The following is a 14,167-nucleotide window of genomic DNA, read 5'->3' as shown; positions in this document are numbered from 1 at the left end:
AGCGGTTCACGCTTGCGATGCTCACGCATCCCGAACAGCTCGGATGGTCTTCCGGTCGCGGCGGCGCCTTGTTCCCGACCAGATTGTTGTGCCTTGCCTTCTCTGCCTCCCTCAGTCTCGCCCACGTCGGTCTTCTCCAAGATCAACGGGACCGATTCCCTGCGTGCCCGCCTGGCGGTGGGAGCCGTCTGCGCGACCGTCGCCGCCGGTGGTGTCATGGGCGTCGCGATGCACAAGACCGTCACCATCGACGTCGACGGGCAGACTCGTCAGGTCTCCACGATGGCGATGTCGGTGGAGAGCCTGCTCGAGTCCGAGGGTCTCGCCCCGGCCGACGGTGACAAGGTCAACCCGTCGCTCGACTCCGGTTTCGGCGAGGGCCAGACCATCAAGGTCAACCGTCTGAAGAAGCTCACCCTCGACATCGAGGGCAAGCGCGAGACCATCATCACCAACGCGTCCACCGTGGACCAGCTGCTCGAGGAGCGGGGCCTGGAGCACGCCGCCGAGGAAGCCGACTTCGGCACCGAGGAACTGCCCGTCGACGGCGGCAAGATCGACGTCGCGCTCCCCAAGCCGGTGCAACTGGTCGACGGTCCGGCCAAGAAGCGCCCGGTGGTCGCCGCCCACACCGTCAAGGACCTCCTGGAGGCACTCGGTACGCCGCTCGGCGCCGAGGACAAGGTCGTCCCGGCCGCCGACACCGAGGTCACCCCGGACCTGAAGATCATCGTCACGCGCATCAAGACCGAGGACGTCACCGTCACCGAGCCGGTCGCCCCGCCGGAGGTCAAGAAGGAAGATCCCACCCTCGTCCGCGACCGCAAGGTCGTCGAGAAGAAGGGCACCCCCGGTGAGGCGCGGGTGACGTATAAGGTCACCAAGGTGAACGGACGAGTCGTGAAGCGCGACAAGTTGACGAGCGAGGTGCTCAGCGAGCCCGTCGCCGCCACCGTCCGCATCGGCACCAAGCCGGGAGCGCCGTTCGTCCCGCCGGGCTCCGTCTGGGACGCCCTCGCGCAGTGCGAGGCCACCGGGAACTGGGCCATCAACACCGGCAACGGGTTCTACGGCGGCGTCCAGTTCGACCAGAACACCTGGGAGCGCTGGGGCGGTCTCGAGTACGCACCGCGCGCCGACCTCGCCACCCGCGAAGAGCAGATCGCGATCGCCAAGAAGACCCAGGCCGCGCAGGGCTGGGGCGCATGGCCGTCGTGCACGTCCAAGTTGGGCCTGCGCTGAACGACGACACGCCAGGCGACGCACCGCGACTGCTCGGACCCGCGCAGATCCGCGATCTCGCCGCCGAAGTCGGTGTACGGCCGACCAAGACACTCGGTCAGAACTTCGTCCACGACGCGAACACCGTTCGCCGGATCGTCACGGCCTCCGGCGTCGGCTCTGACGACGTCGTCCTCGAGGTCGGCCCCGGACTCGGGTCGCTGACCCTCGCCCTTCTCGGCACCGCCGGCCGGGTCGTCGCCATCGAGATCGATCCGATTCTGGCGCAACGGATTCCGCAGACCGTTGCCGAATACGCACCGGCGCGGAGCGGCAACTTCGACGTCGTGCTCGCCGACGCCCTGCAGGTCACCCGCGACGACCTGCCCGTCGTGCCGACCGCCCTCGTCGCCAACCTCCCGTACAACGTGTCGGTCCCGGTCCTGCTGCACCTGCTCGGACTGTTCCCCGAGATCACGACCGCCCTGGTGATGGTCCAGGCGGAGGTGGCCGACCGGCTCGCCGCCCCGCCCGGCAGCCGCACCTACGGCGTGCCGAGCGTGAAGGCCCGGTACCACGGCCGCGTGAGTCGCGCAGGTGCGGTGGGGCGCAACGTGTTCTGGCCCGAACCCAAGGTCGAGTCCGGTCTCGTGCGCATCGAGCGCACCGACGACTATCCGATCGACCCGGTGTTCCGGCGGACGGTGTTCGCCGTGATCGACGCCGCGTTCGCCCAGCGCCGCAAGACGATGCGGTCGGCACTGGCCGGCTGGGCGGGCTCCCCGGCGGAGGCCGAGCGCCGGTTGCGCGCCGCCGACATCGATCCCGGTATCCGCGGCGAGAAACTCGACGTCGACGACTTCGTGCGCCTGGCCCGGACCGTCTGAGTTCTCAGTTCGACGCCGCGCGCAGCTTCTCCAGCAGTTCCGGGGCCGCGTTTCGCAGAAAGTCGTCCTGCGTCTCGCCGCCGATCTGCACCAGTGCGATGTCGGTGAATCCCGCCTCCCGGAACGGCTTCACGGCGTCGACGATCTGATCGAGGTCGGGGCCGCACGGGATGTTGGCCGCGATGTCGTCGGGGGTGACGTACTGGGTCGCGGCGGCGAAGCCCGCGGTGGTGCGGAGGTCGGCGTTGACGTCCCAGCCGCCGGCGAACCAGCGGAACTGGTCGTGGGCCCGTTCGACGGCGGCATCGCGGTCCGGGCCCCAGCTGATCGGGATCTGCCCGATGGCGCGGGTGCCCGTGCCGTCGACCGTCCCCGTGGCCGCCTGCGCGTTCCATGCGGAGATGAGGTCGGCGTTCGGCTCGACCGCGATCAGATGATCGGCCAGCGGTCCGAAGGTCTCGATCCCGGAGTCGCCGGCCACGGCGACGCCGATCGGCACCGGCTGATCGGGGAGATCCCAGATGCGCGCGGCGTCGACCTGGAAGAACTCGCCGCGGAAATCGACGAGGTCGCCGGTGTGCAGTTTGCGGATGATCTCGATGGCCTCGGCCAGCATGTCCTGGCGGTCGGTGACCGCGGGCCAGCCCGCGCCGACGACGTGCTCGTTGAGGTTCTCACCCGAGCCCAGCCCGAGAGTGAAGCGGCCGTCGGCGAGGATCTGCAGGGTCGCGGCCTTCTGCGCGACGACGGCCGGGTGGTAGCGGATCGTCGGACAGGTGACGTAGGTCATCAGCTCGACGCGTTCGGTCGCGTGGGCCACCGCCCCCAGGACCGACCACGCGTACGGGGCGTGCCCCTGCGAGGACAACCACGGGAAGTAGTGATCGCTGGACACCTCGAAGTCGAAGCCGGCGCCCTCGGCTCCGATGGCATAGCGGACGAGGTCCTTGGGGCCGGCCTGCTCGGTCATCAGGGTGTACCCGAATCGGGTTGTCATCTTCAACTCCTCTGCGCGTCGCTCGTGGGCGGAGATCAGTCGCTCCGGTGTAGCCGGCGAGCCGTTCGGGTAAACGGACGGCTCGCAGTGCTCCGACCCGGAAAGCAGGTGCAGATGACCCAGGCCAACGAGAGCGGTTCTGTTGACACCGTGTTGCTCGACGTCGACGGGACACTGATCGACTCGACGTATCTCCACGCGCTCGCCTGGATGCAGGCCTTCACCGCGCACGATCTCACCCCGCAGTGGTGGGAGGTCCACCGCGCCATCGGAATGGGTGGCGACCGCCTCGTCGGCGAGATCTGCGGCGACGAGGTCGAGGAGTCGCTGGGCGACACGCTGCGCGACGACTGGGAGCGCCACTATCGGAAGCTGGTACCCGACGTCCGACCGTTGCCCGGTGCCGTCGACTTCGTCCGGGGCCTGCTCGATGCCGGTTATCGGGTGGCGCTGGCATCGTCGGGGAAGGCCGAATTCACCGATGCCGCACTGGAAGTGATGGGCTTCGAGCGGGACGACCTGGCGGCGGTCACCTCGTCGGACGATGCGGACGATTCGAAACCCGCACCCGACATTCTCGAAGTGGCGCTGACGGAGGCCGGCGGCGGCCGGGCGATCGTGGTTGGGGACACGGTGTGGGATGTCGCCTCCGCACATCGGCTCCCCGCCGAGTGTGTCGCGGTCCGGTCCGGGGGATTCGCCGAGGCCGAGCTCCGCGATGCCGGGGCCGTCCTGGTCGTCGACCACGTCGGTGAACTCGCGCGCCGCGGATGGCGGCCCTGAGATCGCCGCGGAGCAGCCCTGAGCGCGTATCCGTATCGGCCCGACTAGTCTGACTCACTGTGTCGCGAACGTCGCTGTCGGTGGTTACCGACTCGGTCACCGCGCGCGCCCCGTCGAAGGTGAACCTCCACCTGGGTGTGGGCCCGCGCCGGGATGACGGGTACCACGATCTGGTCACCGTGTTCCAAGCGCTCTCGTTGCACGACGACATCCGGGTCGCGCGTGCCAACGAGCTGTCCGTGACAGTTCGTGGTGAGGGCGCCGGTTCGGTGCCCGCCGACGCCTCCAACCTCGCGGCCCGTGCGGCTCAGGCCCTGGCCGGGTGGGCGGACCGTGCGGGGTACGTCGCGATCGGGATCGAGAAGACGATCCCGGTCGCCGGGGGCATGGCGGGCGGCAGCGCGGATGCGGCCGGGGCTCTCGTGGCGCTCGCGCATCTGTGGAAGCTCGACATCTCGCGTGACGAACTCGCCGAGATCGCAGCCGGTCTCGGGAGCGACGTCCCGTTCGCCCTCCACGGCAACACGGCGCTGGGCACCGGCCGCGGTGAGCAGCTGATGCAGGTGCTCTCCCGCGGCGAGTTCCACTGGGTGCTCGCCCTCGCGCGCGAGGGTTTGTCGACGCCCGCGGTGTACAAGGAGCTGGACCGGTTGCGCGACACCAGGTCTGGTGACGTCGACGAGGAGGGCGACTTCCTGCGTTCCCCCGACGACCTGATGCAGGCGCTCGCCTCCGGTGATCCCCGCGCGGTGGCACCGTTGCTGCACAACGACCTCCAACCGGCCGCGCTGAGTCTGCAGCCGACGCTGCGTCGCACGCTGCGTGCCGGGGTGGACGCGGGTGCCCTCAACGGGATCGTGTCGGGATCGGGCCCGACGTGTGCGTTCCTGTGTGCGGACGAGCAATCCGCGGTGAACGTCGCCGCCGAGCTGTCGGGAGCGGGCGTCGCGCGCGCGGTCCGCACCGCGAGTGGTCCCGCACCGGGAACCCGCGTCCTCGGCACGGACTGAGACCGGCACAACTCCCTGACCTCGTCTTCTCGGGCGAGTCACTACAGTAGTGCGGGTGCTCCGCAGACTCCTGACCGCCGTGTTGACGTTTTTCGTCGCCGTGCTCGTCGGCCTCGGGTCGTTCGTATCGACGCCGCTGTCGTCGGCCGCGGCCCCCGACAACGGATTCGTCTTCGCCACCACCGACGTCTCCGACGATCAGCTCCCGTCGGCAGCGGCTGCCGGCACCCGTCTGACCTATGCGACGCGGGATCAGCGTGGACGTCCGGCGATGGCGACCGGTGTCTTCTGGGTCCCGCGCGGCACACCGCCGGCCGGGGGATGGCCGGTGGTCTCCTGGGCACACGGCACCGTCGGTATCGCCGACGATTGTGCGCCCACGAAGCACCGGCTGGGGGACGGGGTCGAAGCACCCGTGCGGGCCGCGCTCGACGCCGGTTACGCGGTGACCGCCACCGACTATGCCGGACTCGGATCGGCCGGGGAGACCGACTATCTCGGCGGTGCCGCCGCGGCGTACTCGGTCATCGACATGATCCGCGCTGCACGGTCGGTCGACGCCGCGCTCGGCGATTCCTGGGTGTCGGTCGGACATTCCCAGGGTGGCCACGCGGCTCTGCATGCGGCGCACCGTCAACCGGCGTATGCCCCGGAGCTCCCGGTCAAGGGTGCGGTCGCGATCGCCCCGGTGTCGTCTCTGGAGAACCTGTTCGGTCTCTTCGGACCCCGGATTCCAGGACTCGGTGCCCTCAACGTCCTGAGCGCGCCGTTCCTCTACACCCTTGCGGGCCTCGACCATTCGCAGCCGGAATTGAAGATCGAAGACTTTCTCACCGACAGCGGCAAACGGTTCCTGGACCGGTCCCGCGCCCGCTGCAACGGTGACGTCGTCGCCGCGCTGCGGTCGGTGTCGCCGGGATCGCTTGTCGCGTCGTCGTTCACCGAGGATCAGAGGTTCCGTGACGCGCTGCGTGCCTATGCCGAGGTCCCGACCGCCGGCTACCCGGCCAAGGTCACCATCGCCCACGGCATCCTCGACCCGGTCCTGCCGTATCCGCTGAGCCGTTCGCTGCGGTCGGCGATGGAGCGCAACGGCACGAGCGTCGACCTGAAGACCTATGCCCGCGCCGACCACAGCAGCGTCGTCGACGGGTCACTGCCCGATGTCATGGCGGCCGTCCGAGAGGCCTTCGGTCGTTAGGCGGGTTCGGCTGATCACTCGAGGGCTTCGCCGAGCTCCATCCAGCGTTCCTCGATCTCGGCGAGTTCGGACTCCATCTCCCGGATGCGTTCGGTCTCGGCGGCCAGACCCTGATAGTCGGACTGGTCGTGGTCGGCGAGAGCGGTGCGGGCCTCGTCGATCTTGCTGTGCAGCTTGTCGATCCGGCGCTCCAGTGCCGCCAGCTCCTTGTTCGCTGCCCGCAGTTCCGCGCCGCTGAGTGCAGAGGTGGATTCGCTCGACGAGCCGCTTGAGCCCGACGGCGTCGCGGACGCAGATTCCTTCTGCTGTGCTGCACGGAGTTTCAGGAACTCGTCGACACCGCCGGGGAGATGGCGCAGCTTGCCGTGCATCACGGCGAACTGCTGATCGGTGACACGCTCGAGGAAGTACCGGTCGTGCGACACGACGATGAGGGTGCCGGGCCAGGAGTCCAGGAGATCCTCGAGGGCGGCCAACATGTCGGTGTCGAGGTCGTTGGTCGGCTCGTCGAGGATCAGCACGTTCGGGGCATCGAGCAGGATGAGCAGCAACTGCAGACGACGCTTCTGACCACCGGACAGGTCCTTGACCGGGGTGGACAGCTGGGCACTGTCGAAGCCGAGGCGTTCGAGCAGCTGCGAGGGGGAGAGCTCCTGCGCCTTCGAGCCGGAGCCGAAGGTGTAGGTGGTCTGGAGGTCGGCGATCACCTTCCGGACCGGGTCGTCGAGGAAGCGGTCGAGGTCGTCGAGGCGCTGGGTGAGGGTGGCGACCTTGACGGTCTTGCCGCGCTTGACCTTTCCGCCGGTCGCTTCGACCGTGCCCGCGATGAGCCCGAGCAGCGTCGACTTTCCTGCACCGTTCACCCCGAGGATGCCGGTCCGTTCACCCGGGGCGAGGCGCCATTCGACTCCGTCGAGGACGTCGCGGTCGCCGTAGGAGACCGACACGTCGAGGAGGTCGACGACATCCTTGCCGAGGCGTGCGGTGGCCAGCGACTGGAGGGCGACCTTGTCGCGGACGGGCGGGACGTCGGCGATGAGGGCGTTGGCCGCGTCGATGCGGAACTTCGGCTTGGAGGTGCGGGCCGGTGCGCCGCGGCGCAGCCACGCGAGTTCTTTCCGTGCCAGGTTCTGCCGCCGCGCCTCGATGGTCGCGGCCTGCCGGTCACGTTCCACACGCTGGAGGATGTAGGCGGCGTATCCGCCTTCGAACGGTTCGACGATCCGGTCGTGCACCTCCCAGGTGACCGTGCAGACCTCGTCGAGGAACCAGCGGTCGTGGGTGACGACCAGCAGTCCGCCGGCGTTGGCGGGCCAGCGGCGCTTGAGGTGGTCGGCGAGCCACGTGATGGCCTCGACGTCGAGGTGGTTGGTCGGCTCGTCGAGCGCGAGGACGTCGTGTTCGCCGGCCAGGAGCCGGGCGAGCGACACGCGGCGGCGCTGACCGCCGGACAGGGAACCCGTCGTGGCATTCCAGTCGACGTCGCCGAGCAGTCCACCGATCACGTCGCGGACCTTCGCGTCGCCTGCCCATTCGTGTTCGGGACGGTCGCCGACGACGGCGTGTCCGACGGTCTCGTCGTCGTCGAAGCGGTCGACCTGGTCCAGGACGCCGACGCGCACCCCGCCGCGCACCGTGACGCGGCCGGAGTCGGGTTGCTTGCGGCCCGCGAGCATCGCCAGCAGGCTCGACTTGCCGTCGCCGTTGCGCCCGACGATGCCGATCCGGTCGCCCTCGTTGACGCCGAGGGACACCGAGTCGAAGACCTTGGTCGTCGGGTATTCCAGACCTAGGGTTTCCGCGCCGAGAAGATGAGCCACGCCGACCAGGTTAGTGACCGGTCATGTGCGAGCTACCGGCGGATCGCGCCGTTGATCATCATGGCGATCGCGAATGCTCCCGCCTGGTTGACGTGATAGGGCATCGCGATCCGGTTCGACAGCGCGCTCTCGTACCAGGGCGTGATCAGATTGCACGGATCGTGCCCGAGCGACCCGCGATTGGCGTCGACGAAACGGCCCTCGACCTTGGTCGTCGCGCGCAGCAGGGCGTCGTTGGCGCGGTGGAACACCTGCCGCATCCACCGGGCGTCGGGATCGCTGAGCGGGATCAGCGGCCAGCAACCGCTGTTGCCGATGAACCCGCCGAGGCCGACGACGATGATCTGTGCGCGGGGTGCCTTCTTGCGGATCGCCCGCAGCGCCGGGGTGACGCGGTCCTCCATGCGCTGCACGCGCCACCGGACCTCGTTCTCGAGGCGCGGATTGTTCCGGCAGCGTCGGTCGGTGAGCGGCTGGCGGATCTTGCACTGCGAGAGGATCGCGGCCCACTGCATGTCGTTGCCGCCGATGCTGACGGTGATGAGCTGCGCATCGCGGGGAACCAGGTTCAGCTGGGCCGTCTTCGCCCCGCGCGGGGTGTGCTGCGCGGCGCGATAGAGATGCGCGGACTGCGCCCCGGCACACGAGATGTCGACGAAGCGCCGCGGCAGCGTCATCGCCGCCACGTACTTCGGATAATTGAGCGCCGACCGTTTGCAGCCGTCGAAGTAGCCCGGCGTCGGTGTGAAGAACCCGCCCGACGCGCGCGAGTCGCCCATGGCGATGTACGGGCCGCCGGTGAAGCGGGTGGGCGCGGCCTGCGCGGGGGATGCCGTTGCGGCCACCAGTGCTGTCACGAATGCGGTGATCAAGACCGCCGCCAGTAGACGTACCCCGCGCTTAGACTCCCGCACCAACTGTTTCCCGCACTTTCCCACGTCCCGACCCACTGCTTCGCTCAGCGAATATTAAGGCAAGCAGATCACGCCCGTACGCAGAGTGCGTCATCGGTGCTGCCTCTCGGCACTGATTTCGCATTATGTGGGGACGGCGTTACTTCGGAACCAGCAACGGCCCATATGCGTCCAACGAAGCATGGTGATACCGACGGCGCTCCGCACCCTCGCCCTCGCCCATGACGGCTTGGTCACCGTCGACGAGGCTCACGAGCACGGCCTGAGCAACGGCGCGATCGCGCGTCGGGTGAAGTCCGGGGAGTGGGTTCGTGAGGCGCACGGGCTCTACCGCCTGGCTGATCATCCGGTCACCAACCGCTCCCGAACCCGGGTCGCGACGTTGTCGGTGTCTCAGGACGCGGTACTCAGCGGGCTGGCAGCGGCCTGGTGGCACGGTGTGGCGACCAAGCGGCCCGCCGTCGTCACGGTCACCGGTCCCAAGAGTTGGAAGGGCACGGCAGTGAAGGGCAGAAAGGTCATCCGGCGAACCCTGAGCGGCGCGGACGTCGTCGTTCACAAGGGCCTTCGCGTGACGGCGCTTCCACTGTCCGTCCTCGAGGGCGCTGTCGAAGACAGCATGGACGTGATCGATCGGGCACTCCAGCGCGAGAAGGTGACGGTCGAGGCGTTGGTCGCGGTGTATCAACGTCGACGCAAGTGCCAGGGCGCTGCCGAGATGGGAAAGATGCTCGTCCTGGTCGGGTCGGGTGCCCGATCTGCTGCGGAGCGACTCGCCGTCGACGTGTTCGAGGAGCACCGCATCACCGGGTGGGTCGCCAATCATCCCGCCGCAGGCTACGTCATCGACTTTGCCTTCCTTGCCGAGAAGGTGGCCGTCGAGATCGACGGGATGGCCTACCACCGCGACACTGAGGTCTTCCAATCCGACCGCACCCGACGCAACGTCCTGATCACCGCCGGGTGGACGGTTCTCAACTTCACCTGGGCGGACCTGCTGGAGAAGCCGGGGTACGTTGCGGCGCAGGTCGAATACGCTCTACGCCAAACACAAAGTGCGGGATGAGTGCTGGAATCCAGCACTCATCCCGCACTCTGGGCGAGAGCGGGAACCTAGAGCCCCAGATCCTTCGCGATGATCGTCTTCATGACCTCGCTGGTGCCGCCGTAGATGCGCGTGACGCGGGTGTCGGCGTAGAGGCGGGCGATCGGATACTCGAGGACGTAACCGTAACCACCGTGCAGCTGCAGGCACTTGTCGATGACCTTGCCCGCGGTCTCGGTCGCGAACAGCTTGGCGCGCGCGGCATCGGGGACGGTCAGTTCGCCCTCGTTGTGCAGCTCGAGTGCACGGTCGACGATGGCGCGGATGGCCTCGACCTCGGCCGAGCACTCGGCGAGCACGAACTTGGTGTTCTGGAACGCCGCGACCGGCCTGCCGAAGACGTCGCGCTCCTTGGTGTAGGCGATGGCGTGCTGGACGGCCGCGGCGGCGGTGGCCGATGCCCCGATCGCGATGGTCAGACGCTCCTGCGCGAGGTTGTGGCTCAGGTACGTGAAGCCGGCTCCCTCCTCGCCGAGCAGATCCTCCACCGGCACCTTCACCGAGTCGAAGGACAGCTCGGCGGTGTCGGACGCCTTGAGCCCGATCTTCTCGATCTTGCGGCCCACCGCGAAGCCCTCGGACTTGGTGTCCACCACCAGGATCGACAGCCCCGCACGACGGTTCTCGGGATCGAACGGCGTGGTGCGGGCGACGACGAGGATGCGGTCGGCGAGGGCGCCGCCGGTGATGAAGGTCTTCGCGCCGTCGAGTACGTAGTGCGAGCCGTCCTCGGACAGCTTCGCGGTGGTCGCGATGTTCGCGAGGTCCGAACCGGTGCCGGGCTCGGTCATCGCGATCGCGAACATGAGTTCGCCGGAACAGAATCCGGGGATCCAGCGCTCCTTCTGCTCCTGGGTCCCGTACTCCATCAGGTAGGGCAGGATCAGGTTCGAGTGCACCGAATAGCTGCCGAAGGTGACGCCGGCCGCGGAGGTCTCCTCGGCGATCACCAGTGAGTAGGTGAAGTCGCTGACGCCACCGCCGCCGAACTCCTCGGGGGCCTCGATGCCCAGGACGCCGAGATCGCCGAGCCGGTTGTAGAACTCGCGCGGGGAGTGCCCCTGCTTCTCCCAGTCGTGGTAGACGGGCGTGACTTCCTTGGCGATGAAATCGCGGATCGTCTTGCGGAAGGCCTCGTGGTCCTCGGTGAAGATGCGACGCTGCATGGTCAGTTCCTAAAGGTGTTGGGGAAGAGGGGGGTTGATTACTGCTCGCGGTACTCGCGCAGGAGTCCCTTGGAGATGATCTGCTTCTGGATCTCGCTGGTGCCCTCGCCGATGAGCAGGAACGGGGCGTCGCGCATCAGGCGTTCGATCTCGAACTCCTTGGAGTAGCCGTAGCCGCCGTGGATGCGGAACGACGCCTGGGTGACCTCGGCGCAGTACTCGCTGCACAGGTACTTGGCCATCCCGGCGGCGACGTCGTTGCGTTCGCCGGAGTCTTTGAGCCGCGCAGCGTTGACCATCATCAGGTGCGCGGCCTCGACCTTGGTCGCCATCTCGGCGAGCGAGAAGGCGATGGCCTGATGCTCGGCGATGGGCTTGCCGAAGGTGGAGCGCTGCTGGGCGTACTTCACGCCGAGTTCAAAGGCGCGCTGGGCGATTCCGCACGCCCGCGCGGACACGTTCACGCGGCCGACCTCGACCCCGTCCATCATGTGCGCGAAACCCTTGCCGGGCACGCCGCCGAGGATGTCGGTGGCCGGCGCGCGGTAGCCGTCGAAGACGAGTTCGGTGGTGTCGATTCCCTTGTAGCCCATCTTGTCCAGCTTGCGGGGGATGGTCACGCCCGGGACCACCTCGCCGAAACCGGCGGGCTTCTCCACCAGGAACGTGGTCAGGTTCTTGTGCGGGCGCTCCTCGCCCTCCTCGGTACGGACAAGGGCCGCAACCAGAGTCGACGACCCGCCGTTGGTCAGCCACATCTTCTGACCGTTGATCACGTAATTGTCGTCACCGTCGCGCTTGGCGGTCGTCTTGATCGCCGCGACGTCGGAGCCGAGTTCGGGTTCCGACATGGAGAACGCGCCGCGCACCTCGCCGGTGGCCATCCGCGGCAGGAACCGCTGCTTCTGCTCGTCGGTTCCGTGCTGGCGCAGCATGTACGCGACGATGAAATGGGTGTTGATGACGCCCGAGACGCTCATCCAACCGCGGGCCAGTTCCTCGACGCACAGTGCGTAGGTGAGCAGCGATTCGCCGATGCCGCCGTACTCCTCGGGGATCATCAGGCCGAACAGGCCCATCTCGCTCATGCCGTCGACGATGGCCTGCGGGTACTCGTCCGCATGCTCGAGTTCCTGCGCATTCGGGATGATCTGTTTGTCGACGAAAGATCGCACGTTGGCGACGATCTCCGTCTGGATCTCGGTGAGGCCCAGGGTCTGCGCGAGACGGGTCATGGTGGTGAGTTCTCTCCCGTGAGTGGGCGGTGCGGGTCGCACCGACGGGCGGATGTGGGACGCAACATACCCAAGCATGCCGTCCGGCGTCCGGCGGAAGTAGACGCGATGCGCTAAGGGTGCGATAGCGCGGGCCAATGACCCACGACCGTCTCCGGAAGCGGATCGGACAGTGTTCGCGCCTAACCCTCCGATAGGGCTGACCAATGCGGCCTGTTCACGGCGTTGTGACCCCTGACACATAGGCTGCGACAGTCGGAGCCTTCATCGAGCGCCTGTTGCGGCGACGGGAACACGCCCCGTTCAATCGGGTGCAGATGTGATCCACCACACTTGATTCGCATCGTCCCCCAGACCCCCGATTCCATTCCCCCTGGAAGAGGTACACCCCTATGACGGTCACGACCGCCTCCGGATCCGGCCCCGGCAGGAAGCCCTCGGCCTCCGCCGCTGCCGACGCTCCCACCACCTCCGACTTCGAGACGCTCGCCGCCCAGCGCGGCGGCGTCGGCCCGCTCGGCGAATCCCGGCTCACCGCCTGGAGCCTGACCTCCTTGCTGGTCAGCCTGTACGTCATCAACTATGCCGACAAGGCCGTGCTCGGCATCATCGCCAAGCCGCTGCGTGAGGAACTGGGCCTCAGCGCCTCGCAGATCGGCCTCGTCGGCAGCCTGTTCTTCCTCACCTTCACCATCGGCGGGTTCTTCGCCGGCCTGCTCAACCGCTGGATGACGCTGCGCTGGTCGCTGGTCCTCCTCGGACTGTGCTGGGCCGCCGCGATGCTCCCGATGATCGCGGTCGCGGGCTTTGCGGTCCTCCTCATCAGCCGGCTGTTCCTCGGCCTCGCCGAGGGGCCGTCGTCGGCGTTGCTGCACACGGCCGCCTATGCCTGGCACCCGCCCGCCCGCCGCGCGCTGCCCGGTGCACTCCTGGCCGGTTCCGCGTCGATCTCCAAGATCGCCATCGCGCCGCTGCTCACCGTGATCACCGTCAGCTTCGGCTGGCGTTGGGCACTGTTCGCGCTGGCCGCCGCCGGTGTCGTCTGGGCCGTCGTGTGGCTCTCGGTCTGGCGCCCTGGACCCTACATCGCGAGCGGCAAGACCAAGAAGGTCGACGACAGTGAGAAGGGTGAGGATTCCCCGGCCGACGCCGAGCCGGCCACCCCGTGGATCAAGATCTTCCTCGCGCCGACCTTCATCACCGGAGCCCTGCTCGTCATGAGTGTCTATGCACTGGTGTCCGTCGTGCTGACCTGGCTGCCGTCGTACTTCGAGGACGGCCTCGGATACAGCCAGCTGCAGTCCGGTTCGATGTTCGCGTTCCCGTCGATCGTCGGCCTCGCCCTGATGCTGCTGAGCTCGGTCACCAGCGACCGCATGATCACCAAGGGCGCGTCACCGCGGGTGCTCCGCATCGTCGTCCCGTCGGTGGGCGTCCTGATCTCCGGTGTGATGCTTTTCCTGCTGCCGTCGATCAGCACCCCGATCATCTGTGTCCTGATCCTGTCGGTCGGCTACGGGTTCGCCGCCATGGTGTTCCCGCTGTTCAACGCAGCTGTTGCGGAGATCTGTCCGCCGCGCCAGACCGCCGGCACCCTCGGTGTCTTCCTGGCGATCATGGCCATCGGCGGCCTCGTTGCGCCGTACGCCACGGGTGTCATCGTCGACGCCGCGGCCACCCCGGCCGAGGGCTATGCCACCGCGTTCCAGGTGCTCGGACTGGTCGCCTCGGTCTGTGCCGTGCTGACGCTGGTCTTCGCCAACCCGGTGCGCGACCGCAAGCGTCTGCGCCCGCATGCGGTCCTGACCGCCTGAGGAAGCACCTCGCC

At 68.0% G+C, this 14,167-nt stretch carries 12 protein-coding genes; 7 read left to right on the top strand and 5 right to left on the bottom strand.

Translation table 11 applies throughout. From position 1 onward, the window contains the following. Positions 1-93: 93 nt before the first annotated feature. Positions 94-1,242: a resuscitation-promoting factor gene (locus tag C5O27_RS20290; protein WP_187346474.1), complete on the top strand. Its 1,149-nt coding sequence runs from the start codon at positions 94-96 to the stop codon at positions 1,240-1,242. Beyond that, positions 1,206-2,108: a 16S rRNA (adenine(1518)-N(6)/adenine(1519)-N(6))-dimethyltransferase RsmA gene (gene rsmA / locus C5O27_RS20285; RefSeq protein WP_127963503.1), complete on the top strand. Its 903-nt coding sequence runs from the start codon at positions 1,206-1,208 to the stop codon at positions 2,106-2,108. The genes C5O27_RS20290 and rsmA overlap by 37 nt, the downstream gene beginning before the upstream one ends. Positions 2,109-2,112: 4 nt before the next feature. On the opposite strand, the gene C5O27_RS20280 is transcribed toward rsmA, so the two are convergent. After that, the gene (locus tag C5O27_RS20280; RefSeq protein ID WP_127963502.1) at positions 2,113-3,105 is read right to left on the bottom strand and encodes an LLM class F420-dependent oxidoreductase; all 993 of its coding nucleotides are present in this window, start codon (positions 3,103-3,105) and stop codon (positions 2,113-2,115) included. 114 nt (positions 3,106-3,219) lie between these two features. Between C5O27_RS20280 and C5O27_RS20275 the strand changes: the two genes are divergently transcribed. Genes C5O27_RS20275 through C5O27_RS20265 form a run of 3 tightly spaced genes read left to right on the top strand, consistent with a single transcriptional unit; the run spans position 3,220 to position 6,099 of the window. Beyond that, positions 3,220-3,888, top strand: coding sequence for an HAD family hydrolase (locus C5O27_RS20275; protein WP_035750868.1), 669 nt, complete (start codon positions 3,220-3,222; stop codon positions 3,886-3,888). Between the two features lie 59 nt (positions 3,889-3,947). Further along, positions 3,948-4,898, top strand: coding sequence for a 4-(cytidine 5'-diphospho)-2-C-methyl-D-erythritol kinase (locus tag C5O27_RS20270; protein ID WP_006357868.1), 951 nt, complete (start codon positions 3,948-3,950; stop codon positions 4,896-4,898). Positions 4,899-4,953: 55 nt separating this feature from the next. Continuing rightward, entirely contained in the window at positions 4,954-6,099 is a 1,146-nt protein-coding gene (locus C5O27_RS20265) for an alpha/beta fold hydrolase (RefSeq protein ID WP_414538642.1), read from the top strand. Positions 6,100-6,113: 14 nt separating this feature from the next. Here the strand turns inward: C5O27_RS20265 and C5O27_RS20260 are convergent, their stop codons facing one another. Together C5O27_RS20260 and C5O27_RS20255 are read right to left on the bottom strand one after the other, a co-directional pair. Continuing rightward, positions 6,114-7,919: an ABC-F family ATP-binding cassette domain-containing protein gene (locus C5O27_RS20260; protein WP_006357870.1), complete on the bottom strand. Its 1,806-nt coding sequence runs from the start codon at positions 7,917-7,919 to the stop codon at positions 6,114-6,116. A 32-nt stretch (positions 7,920-7,951) separates the two neighbouring features. Continuing rightward, a complete protein-coding gene (locus C5O27_RS20255) occupies positions 7,952-8,836 on the bottom strand; it encodes an SGNH/GDSL hydrolase family protein (protein ID WP_035750869.1) in 885 nt (294 codons plus the stop codon). Between the two features lie 178 nt (positions 8,837-9,014). Here C5O27_RS20255 and C5O27_RS20250 point away from each other — a divergent pair, with 178 nt between their 5' ends. Next, positions 9,015-9,899, top strand: coding sequence for a type IV toxin-antitoxin system AbiEi family antitoxin domain-containing protein (locus C5O27_RS20250; RefSeq protein ID WP_006357872.1), 885 nt, complete (start codon positions 9,015-9,017; stop codon positions 9,897-9,899). Positions 9,900-9,946: 47 nt separating this feature from the next. On the opposite strand, the gene C5O27_RS20245 is transcribed toward C5O27_RS20250, so the two are convergent. Beyond that, positions 9,947-11,104, bottom strand: coding sequence for an acyl-CoA dehydrogenase family protein (locus tag C5O27_RS20245; RefSeq protein ID WP_127963501.1), 1,158 nt, complete (start codon positions 11,102-11,104; stop codon positions 9,947-9,949). Positions 11,105-11,142: 38 nt separating this feature from the next. Next, a complete protein-coding gene (locus C5O27_RS20240; RefSeq protein ID WP_035750367.1) occupies positions 11,143-12,339 on the bottom strand; it encodes an acyl-CoA dehydrogenase family protein in 1,197 nt (398 codons plus the stop codon). A 392-nt stretch (positions 12,340-12,731) separates the two neighbouring features. Here C5O27_RS20240 and C5O27_RS20235 point away from each other — a divergent pair, with 392 nt between their 5' ends. Then, a complete protein-coding gene (locus C5O27_RS20235; RefSeq protein ID WP_006357875.1) occupies positions 12,732-14,153 on the top strand; it encodes an MFS transporter in 1,422 nt (473 codons plus the stop codon). Positions 14,154-14,167: the final 14 nt, after the last annotated feature.

Origin of the sequence: Gordonia alkanivorans, from assembly GCF_004011905.1 — a bacterium.
Lineage (GTDB): Bacteria > Actinomycetota > Actinomycetes > Mycobacteriales > Mycobacteriaceae > Gordonia > Gordonia alkanivorans.
Note: the sequence above shows the minus strand (reverse complement) of the source record. Positions and strands in the feature narration are given on the sequence as shown.